At 71.8% G+C, this 17,485-nt stretch carries 18 protein-coding genes; 10 read left to right on the plus strand and 8 right to left on the minus strand.

Translation table 11 applies throughout. The annotated features are described in order from the left end of the window. Window positions 1–292: 292 nt before the first annotated feature. Both ABD976_RS25135 and ABD976_RS25140 read right to left on the minus strand, forming a co-directional pair. A complete protein-coding gene (locus ABD976_RS25135; RefSeq protein ID WP_345367407.1) occupies window positions 293–880 on the minus strand; it encodes a DUF2537 domain-containing protein in 588 nt (195 codons plus the stop codon). A gap of 4 nt (window positions 881–884) precedes the next feature. Further along, window positions 885–1,688: a TrmH family RNA methyltransferase gene (locus tag ABD976_RS25140; RefSeq protein ID WP_345367409.1), complete on the minus strand. Its 804-nt coding sequence runs from the start codon at window positions 1,686–1,688 to the stop codon at window positions 885–887. Window positions 1,689–1,966: 278 nt separating this feature from the next. Here ABD976_RS25140 and ABD976_RS25145 point away from each other — a divergent pair, with 278 nt between their 5' ends. The 3 genes from ABD976_RS25145 (at window position 1,967) to ABD976_RS25155 (ending at window position 5,830) form a co-directional block, all read left to right on the plus strand. Continuing rightward, on the plus strand, window positions 1,967–3,223 hold the full coding sequence (locus ABD976_RS25145; RefSeq protein WP_345367411.1) for a multidrug effflux MFS transporter: 1,257 nt from the start codon (window positions 1,967–1,969) through the stop codon (window positions 3,221–3,223). Between the two features lie 48 nt (window positions 3,224–3,271). Then, window positions 3,272–4,204 (plus strand): aldo/keto reductase, encoded by a 933-nt coding sequence (locus tag ABD976_RS25150; protein ID WP_345367413.1) that lies wholly within the window; start codon window positions 3,272–3,274, stop codon window positions 4,202–4,204. A gap of 129 nt (window positions 4,205–4,333) precedes the next feature. Beyond that, the gene (locus ABD976_RS25155) at window positions 4,334–5,830 is read left to right on the plus strand and encodes a glutamate-cysteine ligase family protein (RefSeq protein WP_345367415.1); all 1,497 of its coding nucleotides are present in this window, start codon (window positions 4,334–4,336) and stop codon (window positions 5,828–5,830) included. Between the two features lie 221 nt (window positions 5,831–6,051). Here the strand turns inward: ABD976_RS25155 and ABD976_RS25160 are convergent, their stop codons facing one another. From ABD976_RS25160 to ABD976_RS25170, 3 genes are read right to left on the minus strand one after another with little or no spacing between them, the layout of a single operon-like run. Then, window positions 6,052–6,810, minus strand: coding sequence for an ABC transporter ATP-binding protein (locus tag ABD976_RS25160; RefSeq protein ID WP_345367417.1), 759 nt, complete (start codon window positions 6,808–6,810; stop codon window positions 6,052–6,054). After that, entirely contained in the window at window positions 6,807–7,829 is a 1,023-nt protein-coding gene (locus ABD976_RS25165; RefSeq protein ID WP_345367419.1) for a FecCD family ABC transporter permease, read from the minus strand. Before ABD976_RS25165 ends, ABD976_RS25160 begins: the two co-directional genes overlap by 4 nt. Continuing rightward, window positions 7,826–8,773 carry an ABC transporter substrate-binding protein gene (locus tag ABD976_RS25170; protein ID WP_345367421.1) on the minus strand — a complete coding sequence of 316 codons (948 nt, stop codon included), beginning with the start codon at window positions 8,771–8,773 and terminating at the stop codon, window positions 7,826–7,828. Before ABD976_RS25170 ends, ABD976_RS25165 begins: the two co-directional genes overlap by 4 nt. Before the next feature lie 383 nt (window positions 8,774–9,156). Here ABD976_RS25170 and ABD976_RS25175 point away from each other — a divergent pair, with 383 nt between their 5' ends. Beyond that, window positions 9,157–9,783, plus strand: a complete 627-nt coding sequence (locus ABD976_RS25175; RefSeq protein WP_345367423.1) for a superoxide dismutase — start codon at window positions 9,157–9,159, stop codon at window positions 9,781–9,783. A 137-nt stretch (window positions 9,784–9,920) separates the two neighbouring features. On the opposite strand, the gene ABD976_RS25180 is transcribed toward ABD976_RS25175, so the two are convergent. Together ABD976_RS25180 and ABD976_RS25185 are read right to left on the minus strand one after the other, a co-directional pair. Further along, window positions 9,921–11,186: an MFS transporter gene (locus tag ABD976_RS25180; RefSeq protein WP_345367444.1), complete on the minus strand. Its 1,266-nt coding sequence runs from the start codon at window positions 11,184–11,186 to the stop codon at window positions 9,921–9,923. A 42-nt stretch (window positions 11,187–11,228) separates the two neighbouring features. Next, on the minus strand, window positions 11,229–11,657 hold the full coding sequence (locus ABD976_RS25185) for a MarR family winged helix-turn-helix transcriptional regulator (RefSeq protein WP_345367425.1): 429 nt from the start codon (window positions 11,655–11,657) through the stop codon (window positions 11,229–11,231). A 235-nt stretch (window positions 11,658–11,892) separates the two neighbouring features. Between ABD976_RS25185 and ABD976_RS25190 the strand changes: the two genes are divergently transcribed. Beyond that, complete coding sequence (locus ABD976_RS25190; RefSeq protein ID WP_345367427.1) at window positions 11,893–12,342, plus strand: hypothetical protein; 450 nt, start codon at window positions 11,893–11,895, stop codon at window positions 12,340–12,342. A 226-nt stretch (window positions 12,343–12,568) separates the two neighbouring features. Here the strand turns inward: ABD976_RS25190 and ABD976_RS25195 are convergent, their stop codons facing one another. Continuing rightward, window positions 12,569–14,032, minus strand: a complete 1,464-nt coding sequence (locus ABD976_RS25195) for an NCS2 family permease (RefSeq protein WP_345367429.1) — start codon at window positions 14,030–14,032, stop codon at window positions 12,569–12,571. 80 nt (window positions 14,033–14,112) lie between these two features. Here ABD976_RS25195 and ABD976_RS25200 point away from each other — a divergent pair, with 80 nt between their 5' ends. The 5 genes from ABD976_RS25200 to ABD976_RS25220 form a co-directional block, all read left to right on the plus strand. Next, entirely contained in the window at window positions 14,113–14,409 is a 297-nt protein-coding gene (locus ABD976_RS25200; RefSeq protein WP_345367431.1) for a DUF2530 domain-containing protein, read from the plus strand. A 77-nt stretch (window positions 14,410–14,486) separates the two neighbouring features. Beyond that, window positions 14,487–15,278, plus strand: coding sequence for an ESX secretion-associated protein EspG (locus tag ABD976_RS25205; protein ID WP_345367433.1), 792 nt, complete (start codon window positions 14,487–14,489; stop codon window positions 15,276–15,278). 158 nt (window positions 15,279–15,436) lie between these two features. After that, a complete protein-coding gene (locus ABD976_RS25210) occupies window positions 15,437–15,829 on the plus strand; it encodes a hypothetical protein (protein WP_345367435.1) in 393 nt (130 codons plus the stop codon). Window positions 15,830–15,839: 10 nt separating this feature from the next. Then, on the plus strand, window positions 15,840–16,400 hold the full coding sequence (locus ABD976_RS25215) for a DUF3558 domain-containing protein (protein ID WP_345367437.1): 561 nt from the start codon (window positions 15,840–15,842) through the stop codon (window positions 16,398–16,400). A 114-nt stretch (window positions 16,401–16,514) separates the two neighbouring features. Further along, the coding region (locus ABD976_RS25220; protein ID WP_345367439.1) for a hypothetical protein at window positions 16,515–17,485 on the plus strand (971 nt) is incomplete at its 3' end.

The raw sequence follows: 17,485 nt of genomic DNA on the forward strand, positions 1-17,485 counted from the left end.
GGAGCGACCACACCTCCCACACGACCAGCACGAAGGCGCACCCGCACCCGGACCCGAGGACGAAGCGCTGCGCACTGCACGCCGCAACCACCGCCAGGCAAGCGGCATCAGCCGCTTCCGCTTTGCCCCACCCTCGCAGCTCGCACCGCCGCGGGTTCTCAGCGGTCTTCTCGCGAGGACAGCCGCGACGCTGTGTACGGGTGGTACATGAGAAGCGGCTCCCGGAGCGAGAAGGCCGCTGAGGTTCCGCCACCCGCACCGCTCCCCAAAAAGACCACCACAGAGGAAAGACTCAACCCAGGGTGCTGAGGATTAGCACTAGCCATGCCGCCCCGATCCCGGCCGCCGCGCCGTAGGCGATCCAGCGCCACACCGGGACGTTGCGGCCGAGCCAGATGGACGGGGCGAAGCCCGCCACCACGGCGAGGTTGACGCCGATGCCCAGCAGCACGCTGACGTCGGCCAGGCCGCGGGTGACCACGACGAGCGTGGTGGCGGCGATGACCGCGATGATGGCGCTGCTGGTGAGGCCGGGCCCCCAGGGTGTCGGGAGGTCCTCCAGCGGTGCGACGCGGGTGGCGGCGTGGCGGCGGCCGACGCGGTCGAGCCGTCCGGAGAGCGGATCGCGGAAGTCGATCTCGCGGCCGGTCTCGACGCTGAGCCGCGCGGCGAGCCGGCGGCCGCGGTGGGCGAGCAGCTCGGCGGTGTCCGGTTCGGCCGTGCCGGGGGTCAGCGTGTCGGCCACCCGGGCCCACTCGTGCAGCGCGGTGATCAGCGGCGCGGGCAGCGGCAGCCGGGCGGGGTCGACCTCGCGGCCGGTGTCGCGGACGAGCACCGGCCGCCCGGCGCGCGCGTGCAGTTCCCAGCCGGACGGCGGCATCGGGTCAGCACCCGCTCATGGCGTGGAAGGCGATCGCGCCGGCCGTGGCGACGTTGAGCGAGTCGACGTCACCGGCCATCGGGATGCGCACGGCGACGTCGGCGGCGGCGATGGCCTCCTCGGTGAGCCCGGGGCCCTCGGCGCCGAGGAGCACGGCGCTCCGGCCCCGGTGCAGCCCGGCCGCGTGCAGCGCCACCGAATCCGCCCGGGGGGTGAGCGCGGCGACCCGGTACCCGGCGTCGCGCAGCAGCTTGAGGTCGTGCGGCCAGTCGGTCAGCGGCGCGGCGGGCACCCGGAGCACGTGCCCCATCGAGACCCGCACGCTGCGCCGGTACAGCGGGTCGGAGCAGCCGGGGCCGAGCAGCACGCCGTCGACGCCGAGGGCGGCGGCGTTGCGGAACAGCGCCCCGAGGTTCTCGTGGTCGCCGATGCCTTCCAGCACCGCGAGGCGGCGGGAGCCGGCGATGAGGTCGGCGGCGTCGACGGCGGGCGCGCGGTCGGCGACGGCGAGCACGCCCCGGTTGAGGTGGAAGCCGACCACGCGCGCCATCACGTCGGCGTCGGCGACGTAGGCGGGCACGTCGAGGTCGGCGAGCTGCCCGGCGAGTTCGTCGATCCGGCGCCGGACGCCGAACAGCGCGCGCACCGGGTACGGCGAGGCGACCAGCCGTTCGACCACCACGACGCCTTCGGCGATCACCAGCCCGCGCCCGCCGGGTCGGTCGGGGCGGCGATCCGCGCGCGACAGATCGCGGAAGTCGTCCACCCGCGGGTCTTCGACATCGCTGATCTCGACGTAGTGCGCCACCCCACCATTGTCCCATCCGGTCGCGCCGATCGGGCCACCCCGAGGGCGGCGGCGTCGGCCCAGCGCAGGCCCGCGCCGACGCCCGCCGGTCGGCGCCGCGGCGGCCGGCGACGAGGCGTAGATCTCACCCCTCCGCCCAGAACCGTTCGCGCTCGGGCGTTCTCGCCGCCCCACCACGGGATTCCGGCGCGGTGACGCCGATCTTCGAGACGAACACCACGGCCCGCGGGCAAGATCTCGGTCGCGCCGGGCGGTCCGGTCCGGCACGATGGCCCGACGTGGGCACCTCAAGCGACGAAAACTCCGGACTGCGCAAGAAGATCCGCTTTGCGTTGATCTTCGGCGGACTGACGGCCTTCGGCCCGCTGTCCATCGACATGTACCTGCCCGCGCTCCCGCAGCTCACCGCGGAGCTCGGCGGCACGGCGACGCAGGCGCAGCTCACGCTGACCGCGATCCTGCTCGGCCTGGCCGCGGGGCAGCTCGTCGCGGGACCGGTCAGCGACGCGGTGGGCAGGCGCACCCCGTTGTTGATCGGGCTGGTCGTCTACGTGGTGGCTTCCGCGTTGTGCGCGATGTCCGATTCGGTGCTGGGGTTGGCCGCGTTGCGCGTGGTGCAGGGCTTCGGCGCCGCCGCCGGGATGGTGATCGCCCGCGCCGCGGTGCGCGACCTGTACTCCGGGATCGAGGTCGCGCGGTTCTTCTCCTCGCTGATGCTGGTCACCGGGCTGGCGCCGATCCTGGCTCCGGTGCTGGGCGGGCAGCTCCTGGAGCACACCACGTGGCGCGGGGTTTTCGTGGTGCTCAGCGGTTTCGGCGCGCTGCTGCTGCTGATCACGGCGTTCGCGCTGCCCGAGACGAAGCCCAAGCAGTGGCGCCAGCCCGCCCGGCTCGGTGCGACGCTGCGCACCTTCGGCCGGTTGCTCGCCGAGCCGTCGTTCGTGGGCAACGCGCTGACCGGCGGGCTGGGCATGGCGGCGATGTTCGCCTACGTCTCGGGATCGTCGTTCGTGCTCCAGGGGATCTTCGGGTTGTCGCCGCAGACCTACAGCCTGGTGTTCGGGATGAACGCGATCGGCATGGTGATCGCCGGGCAGGTCAACGCCCGCCTGGTCGGCCGGTTCGCCACCGAGACGCAGCTGCTGCGCATCGCGCTGAGCAGCGCCTCGGCCGCCGGGGCGCTGCTGGTCGGCGCGGTGCTGCTGGACCTGCCGCTGCCCGCCCTGCTGGCCGCGCTGTTCGTGATGATCGCCGCGCTGGGCTTCGTGATGCCGAACACGACCACGCTCGCGCTGGCCGAGCACCGCGAGATCTCCGGTTCGGCCTCGGCGCTGCTGGGGGTGAGCCAGTTCGTGGTGGGTGCGGTGTCCGCGCCGCTGGTCGGGCTGGGCGGCACCGGCTCGGCGCTGCCGATGGCGCTGGTGATGTTCGGCGTGGTCGTGGCGGCGCTGGTGGTGTTCAGCACCCTCGGCGGCGCGGCCCGCCGCACGGTTCCCGCCGGGCAGGAGCAGCGCCGGACCGACGCCTCGCTGTGAGGCCCGCCGCGGGCATGGGCCCCGGGGGCGCGCGGGTACGTTCTGGGCATGCGTCAACTCGGAAGCACCGATCTCACCGTTTCGCCGGTCTGCTTGGGCGGCAACGTGTTCGGCTGGACCGCGGGCCAGGACGACTCGTTCACCGTGCTGGACGGATACGTCGCGTCGGGCGGCAACTTCATCGACACCGCGGACGTCTACATGGCCCCCGCACCGGGCAATTCCGGCGGCGAATCGGAGACCTTGATCGGCGACTGGATGCGCTCCCGGGGCAACCGGGACGACGTCGTCATCGCCACCAAGGTCGGCATGTGGCAAGAACGTCCGGGCCTGTCGGCGGCCAACATCAAGGCGGCGGCGGAGGATTCGCTGCGGCGGCTGGGCACCGACCGGATCGACCTGTACTACGCGCACCTCGACGACCAGGACACCCCGCTGGAGGAGACCCTCGGCGCCTTCGACGACCTGGTGCGCAGCGGCAAGGTGCGGCACATCGGCGCGTCCAACCACACCGCCGACCGGCTCGCCGAGGCGCTGTCGGTGTCCCGGCGGGAGAACCTGGCCCGCTACGAGGTTCTCCAGCCGCACTACAACCTGGTGGAGCGCGGGTTCGAGTCCGAGCTGGGTGAGCTGGTGGCCCGCGAGGAGCTCGCGGTGCTGCCGTACTACGCGCTGGCCAAGGGCTTCCTGACCGGCAAGTACCGGCCGGGCGACGACACCGGCGACTCCCCGCGCGCCGAAGGCGCCCGCGCCTACCTGGACGAGCGCGGCGTGACGGTGCTCACGGCGCTGGACGAGATCGCCACGCTGCGGGGCGTCCCGGTGGCCGCGGTCGCGCTCGCCTGGCTGCGGACCCGCCCGATGGTGGCCGCGCCGATCGCCAGCGCCCGCAACACCGACCAGCTCAGCGCGTTGATCGACGCGGCCGAACTGGAGCTGACCGATTCGGAGGCGCAGCGGTTGACCGACGCCTCGGCGTGAGGCGGAACCCGGTCCGCACGTCGCCACGCGCGGCACCGTTTTGGCCCCTGGCCACCGGGGTAACGATGTGCCACGGTGGTTTCCCCAGCGCTCGCGCTGTCGTGCTGCCGATCAACCCGGGGAGACGGCATGGGAAGGCACGTGACGGATCGGGTGTTCACGCCGGTGGACCGGCAACGCTACCGGGACAAGATGCAGCGGGGGCTCGACGCCCTGGCCCGGATGCTCGCCGACGGCAACTTCTCCTTCCCCGCGCAGCAGATGGGGCTGGAGATGGAGCTGTGCCTGGTCGACGAGCGGCTCGAACCGTCGATGACCAACGCGGTGGTGCTGGAGAAGATCGACGACCCGGCGTTCACCACCGAACTGGGGCAGCAGAACATCGAGCTCAACGTCGAGCCCCACCTGCTCGCCGGGGACACCGCGCTGGACCTGGAGCGGCGGCTGCACAGCGCGCTGCGGCTGGCCGATTCCGGGGCGCACGACGCGGGGGCGAAGGTCGTGATGATCGGCACCCTGCCGACGTTGCGCAGCACCCACTTCGACCCGCACTGGCTGTCGCACCAGGTCCGCTACGCCCAGCTCAACGAGCAGATCTTCCTGGCCAAGGGCGAGGAGATGCTGCTCGACATGGAAGGCATCGCGCTCGGCGACGGCCCCGCCGAGCACTTGCGCTCCTACGCCGACTCGATCCTGCCGGAATCGGCCTGCACCTCGGTGCAGCTGCACCTCCAGGTCCGGCCGGAGGACTTCGCCGCGCACTGGAACGCCGCGCAGTGCCTGGCCGGGGTGCAGCTCGCCATCGGCGCGAATTCCCCTTTCCTGCTGGGCAAAGCGCTCTGGCACGAGACCCGCGTCCCGCTGTTCCTGCAAGCCACCGACACCCGCCCGGAGGAGCTGAAGAACCAGGGCGTGCGGCCCCGGGTGTGGTTCGGCGAGCGGTGGATCACCTCGATCTTCGACCTGTTCGAGGAGAACGTGCGCTACTTCCCCGCGCTGCTCCCGGAACCGGTCGAGGAGGACCCGATCGCCGCGCTGGAGGCGGGGCGGGCGCCGACGCTGGCCGAGCTGCGGCTGCACAACGGCACCATCTGGCGGTGGAACCGGCCGGTGTACGACCTCGTCGACGGGGTGCCGCACCTGCGGGTGGAGAACCGGGTGCTGCCCGCCGGGCCGTCGGTGCTCGACACCGTGGCCAACGCGGCGTTCTTCTACGGCGCGCAGCGGGCGCTCACCGAGCAGGACCGTCCGCTGTGGACGCAGATGTCGTTCGAGGCGGCCGAGGAGAACTTCTACACCGGTGCCCGGCACGGCCTGGAGGCCCACCAGTACTGGCCCGGCGCCGGGTGGATCGCCCCCGAGGAGCTGGTGCTGCGGCGGCTGCTGCCGATGGCCCGCGAAGGACTGCGCGCCTGCGGCGTGTCCGAGGCGGTCGCCGACCGCTACCTCGGGGTGATCGAGCAGCGCTGCCTGCGCCGCCAGACCGGGGCGAGCTGGCAGCGCGACGTGGTGGCCCGGCTGGAGAGCCGCGGCCAGGACCGCTACACCGCGCTGAACGGGATGTTGCACAGGTATCAAGAGATGTCCAACAGCGGAGAACCGGTGCACGCCTGGCCTGTTTCGTGATGTTGTCGGTCGGCTTGCATAGGGGTGCCGGTAGCGGAACCTCAGCGGCCTTCTCGCTCCGGGAGCCGCTCCTCATGTACAAGCGCGTACACAGCGTCGCGGCTTCCTCGCGAGAAGGCCGCTGAGAACCCGCGGCGGTGCCAGTTGCTTGGGTGGGGCAAAGCGGAAGCGGCTTTCGCCGCTTGCCTGGCGGGGGTCGGGTTTGGCTCGGGCGTTGCTCGTCAGACGACTCCGTCGATCTTGAGTTCGGGGCCTGGGCGGATCGTTGCGCGGACGCCGAAGACCTCGGCGAGGAGCTGTTCGTCGAGCACGTCGGTGGGTGGTCCGCTGGCGCGCACCCGGCCTTCGTGCAGCACCGTGAGGCGGTCGCAGAACTCCACCGCGTGCCGCAGGTCGTGCAGCGTGAGCAGCACCGCGAGCCCGTCGGCGGCGAGCTTGCGCAGCAGCGCCAGCACGCCGTACTGGTGCCGCAGGTCGAGGTGGTTGGTCGGCTCGTCGAGCAGCAGCGCGACCGGCCGCTGGGCCAGCGACCGGGCCAGCGCCACCCGCTGCCCCTCGCCGCCGGAGAGGGTGCGGACGTCGCGGTCGGCCAGCGCGTCGAGCTCGGCCGTGCGCAGCGCCTCGGCCACCGCGGCGCGGTCCTCGGCCCGCATCCGGTCCAGCAGCCCGAGGTGCGGGGTGCGGCCCTGCTCGACGACCTCCCGGACGGTCAGCGCCGCGTCGTGCCGCTGCTCCTGCGTGGTGGCGGCCAGCACCCGCGCCAGCCTGCGGCGCGGGGCGTGGCGGGCGACCCCGGCGACCTCGACCTCACCGGTGCCGGGTTCGATCGCCCGGTGCAGCGCGCGCAGCACGGTCGTCTTGCCGCTGCCGTTGGGCCCGACCAGCCCGTGCACCTCGCCCGGCGCCACCTCGACGTCCACATCGGACACGACGCGGCGGCCACCGAGGTCGGCGGTCAGCCCGCGCACCCGGATGCTCATCCCAGCTTCCTCCTCCGGCGCAGCATCACCAGGAACACCGGTCCGCCGACGAGCGCGGTGAGCACCCCGACCGGCAGTTCGGCGGGGGCGACCACGACCCGGGCGGCGAGGTCGGCGGTCACCAGGAACACGGCGCCGAGCAGCGCCGACACCGGCAGCACCCGCCGGGCGTCGGAGCCGACCAGGAACACCGCCGCGTGCGGCACCAGCAGGCCGACGAACGCGATCCCGCCCGCCACCGACACCGCCACGCCCGCCACCAGCGACACCGCCACCAGCGCGGCGTACCGGAACGCCCGCGCGTGCAGGCCCAGCGCCGCGGCGGCGTCGTCCCCGGCGGGCAGCACGGTGAGCCACCGCCCCGCCGCCAGCGCCACCACCAGGGCCACCAGCACCACCACCGCGGGCACCGCCAGCGTCTCCCAGCGCGCCGCCCCGAGCCCGCCCGCCGTCCAGAACATCACCTGCACGGCGTGGTCGGCGGTGGCGGCGGTGTGCAGCACCAGGGAGGTCAGCGCGGAGGCCACCTGCCCCACGGCGAGCCCGCCGAGCACCAGCGCCGTCGCCGAGCCGGAGCGGCCCGCGACGGCGAGCACCGCCAGCAGCGCCAGCAGCCCGCCGGCGAAGGCCACGGCGGGCTGGGTGAACGCGCCGAGCGCCCCGGCGCCGAACCCGAGCACGGTCAGCAGCGTGACGCCGAGCCCGGCACCACCGGCCACCCCGAGCAGGTACGGGTCGGCCATCGGGTTGGCGGTGACGAGCTGGGCCACCGCCCCGGACAGGGCGAGCGCGGCACCGACGACGACGCCGGTCAGCACCCGGGGCAGCCGGGCCCGCCAGACGATCGCCTCCCGCGCCGCCGACCAGTCCGCGTCGAGCCACGGCAGCGCCGGTTCGGCGATGATCCGCCACACCTGGCCCAGCGGCAGCCGCACCGAGCCGAACGACACCGCCAGCCCGCCGACCAGCACCAGCGCCGCCGCGAGGCCGAGGAGCACGGCGGCGGTGCGCGCCCTCATCGGCCGTGCAGGTCGCGGGCCAGCCGCTCCACCGCGTCCGGGAACCGGATGCCCTCGGTCAGCTCGACCAGCGGGATGGTGCTGAACCGGCCGTCGCGCACGGCGGGCGTGCCGGCGGCGAGCGGGTGGCCCTCCAGGTACGCCCGCTTGCCCGCCACCGGGGCGCCGAGGTAGTCGACGAGCACCACGGCTTCCGGCGCCCGCTCGGCGACCTGCTCCCAGCTCACCTCGGTGAAGTCCGCGGGCACGTCGGCGAAGATGTTGCGTCCGCCCGCCCGGCGCAGCGCGTCGTTGCCGACCCCGTGCCCGCCGAGGGTGAACGCGGCCTGCTCGCCGGAGTCGTAGACGAACACGTCGACCGGTTCGACGCCCGCCAACCGCCGCTGCACCGCCTCGACCCGGCCGCGGATCTCCCCGGCCAGCCGGTCGGCGCCCGCCCGCAGGCCGAGCACCTCGCCGAACATCGCGATGTCGGCGAGCAGGGTGTCCATCCCGGCGGGGCCCTCGGTGCACGATTCGGACAGCAGCAGGGTGGGGATGCCCGCGTCGGCGAGCACGTCGCGCCCCCGGCCCTCGGTCTCGTCGAACGCGCTGGCGTAGCCGCCGACGACGAGGTCGGGTTCGGCGGCCAGCAGCCGTTCGAAGGACGGGTACTCCTCGGCCAGCAGCGGCACCTGGGCGTATTCGGCGGCGACCGACTCCGGCGGGGCCTGGTCGTCGGGGTAGGCGGTGCCGACGAGCCGGTCGCCGAGCCCGAGCGCGATCAGGATCTCGGTGGCGTGCTGGTTGAGGCTGACCACGCGCTGCGGCGGGGCGGCGAAGGTCTGGGTGCGCCCGCAGTTGTCGATCCGGGTGCCGCCCGCGGCCGGCTCCGGCGCCGCCGGGGCGCATCCGGTGAGCAGCAGCAGTGCTGCCGCGACGAGCCAGGCCGCTGCGCTGCGCATCGTGCCTCCAGGTCGTGCGGCCTGGCGGCGGGCAGCACGGCGCGGCGGCGCGTGGTGACCCCGACCGCAGACCGCGGCGGTCGTTCGGAGCCTTCGCGAGCGCCCGGGTGATCGGGCTCGCCGCGCGGATGCGCGGCCCACCGTTGCGGGTCAGCGCCGGACTTCGACCGGACTTCCCCCGTTCGCTCGGCGGCTGATCCTTCCCGAACCGCCCGGCCCGGTCAACCGCCGCGACGACCGGGATCGCGCGCATCACCGCTGGTCAGCGGCCGATCGCCGAAAACGGGGGTGAGATCGACGTCTCGACGGGTAGGCATATAGTTGCCAGATCCTTGCAACAGCTAGACGATGGCACGAGAACACGTCACGCGGAGGAGGCCTCGATGGCGCAGCGGTACGAGCTGCCGGAGTTGGATTACGACTACGCGGCGCTGGAACCGGCGATCTCGGGCGAGATCAACGAGTTGCACCACAGCAAGCACCACGCGACCTACGTCAAGGGCGCCAACGACACGATCGACAAGCTGGCCGAGGCGCGCGAGGCCGGTGACTTCGGGTCGATCGTGGGCCTGGAGACGACGCTGGCGTTCAACCTGGCGGGGCACTCGCTGCACCTGGTGTGGTGGAAGATCCTGTCCCCCAACGGCGGCGACAAGCCGACCGGGGAGCTGGCGGCGGCCATCGACCAGGACTTCGGTTCGTTCGACGGGTTCCGGGCCCAGATGGAGGCGGTGTCCACCACGATCCAGGGCAACGGCTGGGGCGTGCTGGCCTGGGACCCGGTCGGGCAGCGGCTGATCACCCAGCAGCTGCGGGACCACCACTCCAACCTGTCGATCGCCACCACCCCGCTGCTGGTGTTCGACATCTGGGAGCACGCGTACTACCTGCAGTACAAGAACGTGAAGGCCGACTACGTCAAGCAGCTCTGGAACGTCGTGAACTGGGCCGAGGTGGCCCAGCGCTTCGCCGACGCCCGGGCGGGCAAGAACGGCCTGCTGCTGCCCTGACAGGTCCCCGATCTCGACGGTGAGTGCTCCGACAAGCCCGCCGTCGACGGGATCAGCCCCCGGCCTGCCGAGAGGCCGGGGGCTGATCTGTTCCCGAACTGACTGCCGCTCCCACCACGAAGCGGACATGTATTAGGTTAGCCTAACCTGCCTGATCTGACAACCCCCCGCCTCGCCAGCACCAGCGCCGCGACCACCGCCGCCCCGGCCGAGACCAACGCGCCGAGCAGCAGCGGCATCCGGGCCCCGAACAGCTCCGCCAGCCAGCCCGTGACCAGCGCGCCCAGCGGTTTGCCGCCCAGGAACAGCAGCATGTACAGGCCCATCACGCGCCCGCGCATCCCGGGCTCCACGGCGAGCTGCACGGTGGAGTTCGCGCTGGTCGTGAAGGTCATGACGGCGACGCCCACCGGGACCAGCGCCAGCGCGAACAGCTCGTAGGTCGGCATCAGCGCGGCCACCGCCTCCAGCAGGCCGAACGCCAGCGCCCCGAGCACCACCAGCCGCAGCCTCGGCCGCCCCCGGCCGCTGCGCCGCGCCGCCAGCGCGGCACCGGTCAGCGTGCCCACGGCCAGCGCGGTGATGAGCAGCCCGTAGCCCGCCGCGCCCCGGTCGAACTCGTTGCGGGCCAGCACCGCGAAGGAGTTCTCGAAGTTCATCCCGAAGGTGCCGACGCAGAACACCAGCACCAGCACCACGACCAGCTCCGGCCGCCCGCGCACGTAGCGCAGCCCGGCCCGCAGCCGACCGGACTCCTGGGTCGCAGCCGGTGCGCCCCGGTGCAGCGCGCCCGGGTCCATCAGCAGCAGCCCGCCCACCACGGCCGCCGAGCTCGCGCCGTTGAGCAGGAAGACCCAGCCGGTCCCGGTGGCGCTGATCATCACCCCGGCCAGCGCCGGACCCACGATGCGGGCCAGGTTGAACGTCATCGAGTTGAGCGCGACGGCGTTGGTGAGCTGCGCCGGACCGACCATCTCCACCACGAACGACTGGCGGATCGGCGCGTCGGCCGCGGAGAAGCAGCCGAGCACGAAGCACAGCACGTAGACCTGCCACAGCACCGCCAGCCCGGTGACGTCGAGGAGGCCGAGCACCACCCCGCACAGCCCGAGCGCGGTCTGCGTGGCGATCAGCAGCCGGCGCTTGTCGAACCGGTCGGCCAGCCCGCCGGCCCACAGGGTGAACAGCAGCGTCGGCAGGAACTGCAGGGCGATGGCGACGCCGAGCGCGGCCGGGCTGCCGCCGGAGAGCTCCAGCACCAGCCAGTCCTGCGCGGCGCGCTGCATCCAGGTGCCGGTGAGCGAGACGACCTGGCCGGAGGCGTAGTAGCGGTAGTTGCGCTCCCGCAGCGAGCCGAACATCGACGGCGGAGGATCGTGCTCCCCGCTGGGGCCTCGTTCCAGCCGGGTTCCGGATCGCTCCGCCACCTGTTCGCCTACCGCCCTTCAGCGCCTCGCCAGGCGATCGATGATCTCGGCCGCCTGGGACAGCACCTCGCGTTCCTCGTCGGTCAGCCCGGCGAGCTGGTGGTCCAGCCACCGCTCGCGCGCCGAGACCTCCTCGTCGATGCGCGCCCGGCCCGCCTCGGTCAGCTCGACGATGGCCTGCCTGCCGTCGGTGGGGTGCGCCCGCCGCGCCATCAGCCCGGCGGTCTCCAGCGCGGCGATCACCCGCGTCATCGAGGGCGGTTGCACGCCTTCGGTCGCGGCCAGCTCGCCCGGGGTCATCGACCCGGCCTTGTACAGGCAGAACAGCGCCGAGAGCTGGGTGAGCGTGATGGTCGAGTCGGTGCTCTGCGCGCGCAGCCGCCGGTTGAGCCGGACCACGGCGAGCCGCAACCGGCTCCCCAGGGTGCGCTCGCTGATGTCGGACACGTCGTTAGCCTACCAAACAATCCAGGGGAATCGGACAAACCACAGGTCGGCCCACCTTAGCTAGCTGACCGCCCGCGGTGAGCGGTGCAGCGATCCGCGCCGGATCCGCAGCCGCGTGCCCCGCCTCGGCTGGAGCGCAGGGCCTCGCATCACCGGGCACTCCCCTGACATCGGCCCGGGATGCTGTGCTGCGGTGGCGCACGACCCGAGCGAATCGTGACCGTCAGGAGCAGCGGTGACCGCATCGTCCGATCAACCGGAACGCGGACGGCCAGCGTGGAAGACGATCCTGCGGAGCAGCCTCGACGGGGCCTTGATCGGCGCAGGTGCCGGGATCGCCTACGCCATCGCGGTCGCGCTCTACGGCGCTGTTGCCTCGGCGCCGAACTGGGAGGGATTCGCGGGGGTGGCGGCGGTGGCCGGTCTGGTCGCAGTGCCGGTGGGGATCGCTCTCGGGACGGTCTTCGGCACGGCGTTCGGCCTCGCCGCGCGGCTCGGACTTCGGCATCTCCCCTGGGTCGAGTGCGCGGTCGTCGCGGTCTTCGGCGGTCTCGTCCTCGCTCTCGTGATCACCGGATCCGGTCAGGTGAACAGCGGGGTGCTGGTATGGGGCGCCGGTCCGCTCGTGGCCGGGGTGCCGGCAGCGGCGCTGCACGGATGGAGATTGCAACGCCGCACTGCCTGACACCGAGGCGTGCCGCCGAGCCACCCCCAACCCCCGTCAGGCAAGCGGCGGGAGCCGCTTCCGCTTTGCCCCACCCTCGCAGCTCGCACCGCCGCGGGTTCTCAGCGGTCTTCTCGCGAGGACAGCCGCGACGCTGTGTACGGGGTGGTACATGAGAAGCGGCTCCCGGAGCGAGAAGGCCGCTGAGGTTCCGCTACCCGCACCGCTAAGCAGAACGAGCCTGGAATCAAATTCCGAGCGCCGCGCTGACCGGGCCTGCTCCGAAGTAGAGGAGGAATGCCGCCGACACCACCCACATCAACGGGTGCACCTGGCGGATCTTGCCGGTGGCGGCCTGCAGCACGGTGTAGCTGATGAAGCCCGCGCCGATGCCGTTGGCGATCGAGTAGGTGAACGGCATGACCACGATGGTCAGGAACGCGGGCAGCGCGATGCTGAAGTCGGCGAGGTCGATCTGCTTGATCTGGCCGATCATCATCGCGCCGACCACCACCAGCGCCGATGCCGCCGCCTCGATCGGGATGATCTGGTAGAGCGGCGTGAAGAACATCGCCGCCAGGAACAGCAGGCCGGTGATCACGTTCGCCAGGCCGGTCCGGGCGCCTTCGGCGATGCCCGAGGCCGATTCGACGAACACGGTGTTCGAGCTGGCCGAGCCGAGGCCGCCGGCGACCGCGCCGAGGCCCTCGACGCCCAGCGCCTTGCCCACGTTGGGGAAGTTGCCGTCCTTGTCGGCAAGCCCGGCTTCCCTGCTGAGGCCGGTCATGGTGCCCATCGCGTCGAAGAAGTTCGCCAGGACCAGGGTGAACACCAGCATCGCGGCGGCCAGCGCGGGCAGCCGGGTCCAGGCGCCGAAGGAGATGTCGCCGATCAGCGACAGGTCCGGCAGCCCGATGATCTGCTCCGGCAGCGCCGGGTAGCCGAGGTTCCAGCCGTAGGGGTTGCTGCCCTCCGACGGGCCGACCTGCACCAGCGACTCGACGGCGATCGCCACCACCGTGGTGACGCCGATGCCGATCAGGATCCCGCCGCGGGTCTTGCGCGCCACCAGCACCGCGGTCAGCAGCAGGCCGAACACGAACACGGCGGTGGGCCAGGTGGCGATCGATCCGTCGATGCCCAGGCCGACCGGCACCGTGGTCCCCGCCGCGTCCGGGATGCGGCGCACGAATCCGGCGTCGACCAGCCCGACCATGGTGATGAACAGGCCGATGCCGACGGTGATGGCGGACTTGAGCGCGGGCGGCACCGCGTCGAACACGGCCTTGCGGAAGCCGGTGGCGACCAGGATCAGGATGATGATGCCGTTGACCACCACCAGGCCCATGGCTTCGGGCCAGGTCACCAGGGGCGCGATGCTCACCGCGACGAGCGTGTTGAGGCCGAGCCCGGCGGCGAGGGCGAACGGGAAGTTCGCGATCAGGCCGAACAGGATCGTCATCACCCCGGCGACCAGCGCGGTCGCCGCGGCGACCTGCGGCACCGGCAGGATGCCGCCCAGCACGTCCTCCTTGGCGCTGGGCGAATCCGCCGAGTAGCTGCCGAGGATCAGCGGGTTCAGCACGATGATGTAGGCGATGGCCACGAAGGTGACGACGCCGCCCCGGACCTCCCGGACGACGCTGGAGCCCCGCTCGCTGATCTTGAAATACTTGTCCAGCGCACCCTTGCGCGCTTCGGGAGTCTCCATCACGCTTCCCATCACGACACACCGCGCGCGCCCGACCTCCGCGCACGCGACCTCGAACTACCGGGAGTAGCCTGCCTGACGTGGCACAGGACAGCGAACCCACCCCCTCCCGAGCGGGGCACCGACCGGTGCCGCAGCTCCCGCGCCGACTGGCCGATCCGACGCCGGTCGTGCTGGCAGGGACGCTGCTGTGGCTCGTCGGCGTCGTCTGGTTCGGGGTGGTGGACCTCACCGACGGGCAGTGGGGCATCGAGTTCTGGACCAGCGCCACCGGTTGCGGACTGGGGATCATCGGTTACGGAGTGTTCCGGTGGCAGCGTTCGGCGGCCCGGCGCGGTTCCCGCGGCGCCTGGCGAGGCCTGTCCGGGCTGGACTGATTCCGCCCCGGGCGCTGGACCGGCGCGCTAGTCTGCTGGGTCGGAGGAACACCACTTCGCGCGGGGGATCACGACCAGTGCCGTCCAAGCTCGACGTCGACCGACTCGAATACGTCATTCTCGCCGGCTGGGCCGGCCTGACCCGGATTCCCGGCGTGGCGTCGTTCAGCCACTACGGGCGGACGCCGGAGAACATCAACGCCGAACTCGAAGCCGCCGACCAGCGGTGCCGCGAGCGCGGCCTGGTCGACCGCGGCGATCGCGTCAACGACGCGGTGTGGGATCTGATGGGGGCCTACGCGCACTCCTCCGTCGAGTACGACCTGCGGTTCTCGCACACCAAGGGCACCGAGCTGCGGGCCTGCGTCACGGTGGCCGGGCAGGTCGCGGTGCGCACCACCATCGACGGCGACCGGTTCACCCTGGAGCGGGTGCGGCCGGACGAGGCGCTGCCCGCGCTGATGTCGCTGCTGCCCGAGCACCGGCCGCACAAGATGCGCGCGCTCGGCGTGGACCTCGCCGAACTCCGCAAGGCCCGCGCCGACCTGGAGCGCCGCGGCGAGACCGACGAGCGCGCCCTGGACCAGTTGCTGCGCTCGCGCGGGGTCAACATCGCCGACTACCGGCAGATGACCAGGCTGCTCGACGGCAAGAAGCTCGGCGGCGGCGAGGTCGGCGTGACCATCTGGAACCGCCAGCGCAAGGAGTTCCGCGGCGAGCAGACGCTGCGCATCATCGACCTCGAACAGGGCCGCGTCGCCGTCTACAACAGCGGCGGTCAGCGCATGGTCGCGGGCTGCGACGCCGGAACGGTCAAGCGGGTCCTCGGCGGCCTCGCCGCCGAAACCCAGCGCGCCGCGGCCTTCTGATGCTGCTCCGAACGGAGCATTCGTGACCGAATCGGGAACTCGCACCGCGTGTCGTGCGCCGAACTACTCTGTGGTCGGCGGCACGCACCTGGCAAGCTGACACCGGAACACGCAGCACTGGAGGGAAGACCGTGTTAGTACCTGGGGTGGGCGGAGCAGTGGCGGCGGCAGGTCGCGCCGTCGTGCATACCGTCGTTAACACTGGTTCGGCCGGCGGCGGGGGTGCCGGCGCCGCACAAGCCTCGTTCTCCGTCGACATCGAGCAGATCCCCGGCCTCATCGCCAAGTACGAAGAGGCCCGGGATCTGTTGGTAGCAATCGGCGAATCTGCGGTTGAGACGGAGAACATCTCACGTCGGCGGGCAGGCGAAGACGAAGTCAGCGGGAAAGTCGCTGAGGCCATGGCCACAATGACGAGTAACGAGCCGGGAAAGCTCGGCTGGGCCGTTCAGCAGTGCATCACGCGAATCGAAGACCAGATCAGTCAGCTCAAGGCTGCCCAGAGCGGATACCAGACCGCCGACGAGGCCGCGACTCCCCGGCAAGTCTAAGGAACTCATCGTGTCACGACGTACCACGCTGCCCGCTCTTGCTCTCCTGGCAACACTCAGCGTTGCCGCATGCTCTTCCCCTGGAGCCGAGGGGCCGCAAGCCACGCCGCCTCCGGAAGAGTCAGCGACCGACAGCGGTACGGCTATCGAAGAGCCCCGGGACATTTCCACCGTCACCGACGCTTGCACTTTGCTCACCGAGGAGCAGCTTTCTGGACTCGGCGGCGCAGGCAGCACTCCTGCCGTGGAGGAATCCGAGTACGGGCAACCCAAATGCCGTTGGAGCAATGACAACTACTCCGTCAGTGTTGCTCTCTTCGACGGCGGCGGAGCTGACGTAATCTTTACGAAGCCGGATATCAACAGGGTCGATGTCGGAGGTTATCCCGCTGGCCATAGGCCGGGCAACGACAGGCTTTGCCGGGTCGAGGTTCTCGTCGCCGAGTACCAACAGATTGATGTGAGCTACTCACGCTACGGCGGCGAAACGCCCGAGCTCAAGGACACCTGCGGTATGGCGCAGAAGCTCGCTACCGAGGCAGTGAAGAACCTGCCCGCTGCCTCGTCCTGACGGCGCGGACAAGAAGCACGAGGGGGATCAAGAATGGTAGTACCGGCAATCGCTGCGGGCCTGGTCGGAGGCTACTTGCTCTCGCCGTCCGACGAGGGCAACCGGAACGCGATCATGCAGGATGTTGGCTTCAATCACCCGCAGAAGTACCAGCAGATCACCGGTGGCCGTGGCACCGCCGCGATCGAGCCGGTGATCGACGCGTGGCAGAACAACATCTCGAAGAAGTTCAACGAAGTCGCGAGCAAGCTCGAAGAGGCCAACTCCAAGGCGGGTGTCGCCTGGGAAGGACAAGCGGCCCAGGAGCACGGTGGTTCGCTCGCTCCGATGACGCAGTTCATCCACGACGCCGACACCATGTCGCAGGCGGTCAGCAGGACCGCCATGCAGCAAGCCGACAACTTCAGCACCGTCAAGAACTCCATGCCGGAGCCGGTGGAGGTTTCCGCGACGGATAGCTGGGTTGAGAAGGGCGGCGCCTGGCTGGTCGGCGGCGAGACCGACCTGCAGCAGCAGGAAAGGGAAGCCACCGAGAAGGCCCAGGAGGCCAAGCGGCACTACGACAACTACCAGCAGTCGTCCGAGGCCTCGGTCAACTCCTTGCCCACGTTCCCGGCTCCGCCGCGGATGGCCTACGAGCAGGGCGCTGAGCCCGGTGGGCAGGGCACCGCGGTGGGGACGCCGACGAGCCCGGGCAATGGCGGGAGCGCGCAGGGCATCGGCGGCGGTGGCGGCAGCATCGGCCGCGTCGGCGGCGGTGGCGGGCTGGGGCCGGATGGCCTCGGCAGCGTCTCGCCCGGTCCGGCCGGTAGCGAGTCGCAGTGGGCCGGTGGCGGTGGTGGCGGGTCGAACCCGCTGCCCGGCTACAACCCGTCGGTCCCGCCGGGTGGCGGGCCTGGCGGACCCGGTGGCATCGGCGTCGTTCCCCCGGGCACCACGCCTCCCGGCACGGGGCGCGGTGGCGGCCCGGGTGCGGGCGGTCGGGCCGGTGGTGCGGGCGGCGCGGGTGGGCGCGGTCTCGGCGCGGGCGGCGGCAAGGGTGCCGGTGGCGGCGGCGTCGGCGGCGCGGGCGCGGGCGGCGTCGG

This window comes from Saccharopolyspora cebuensis, from assembly GCF_039542665.1.
Classification (GTDB): Bacteria; Actinomycetota; Actinomycetes; order Mycobacteriales; family Pseudonocardiaceae; genus Saccharopolyspora; species Saccharopolyspora cebuensis.

What these genes read in the sequence shown, in the direction of transcription:
- ABD976_RS25135 (WP_345367407.1), bottom strand. Translation starts at nt 880, where the DNA reads ATGCCGCCGTCCGGCTGGGAACTGCACGCGCGCGCCGGGCGGCCGGTG.
- ABD976_RS25150 (WP_345367413.1), top strand. Translation starts at nt 3,272, where the DNA reads ATGCGTCAACTCGGAAGCACCGATCTCACCGTTTCGCCGGTCTGCTTG.
- ABD976_RS25155 (WP_345367415.1), top strand. Translation starts at nt 4,334, where the DNA reads ATGGGAAGGCACGTGACGGATCGGGTGTTCACGCCGGTGGACCGGCAA.
- ABD976_RS25160 (WP_345367417.1), bottom strand. Translation starts at nt 6,810, where the DNA reads ATGAGCATCCGGGTGCGCGGGCTGACCGCCGACCTCGGTGGCCGCCGC.
- ABD976_RS25165 (WP_345367419.1), bottom strand. Translation starts at nt 7,829, where the DNA reads ATGAGGGCGCGCACCGCCGCCGTGCTCCTCGGCCTCGCGGCGGCGCTG.
- ABD976_RS25170 (WP_345367421.1), bottom strand. Translation starts at nt 8,773, where the DNA reads ATGCGCAGCGCAGCGGCCTGGCTCGTCGCGGCAGCACTGCTGCTGCTC.
- ABD976_RS25175 (WP_345367423.1), top strand. Translation starts at nt 9,157, where the DNA reads ATGGCGCAGCGGTACGAGCTGCCGGAGTTGGATTACGACTACGCGGCG.
- ABD976_RS25195 (WP_345367429.1), bottom strand. Translation starts at nt 14,032, where the DNA reads ATGGAGACTCCCGAAGCGCGCAAGGGTGCGCTGGACAAGTATTTCAAG.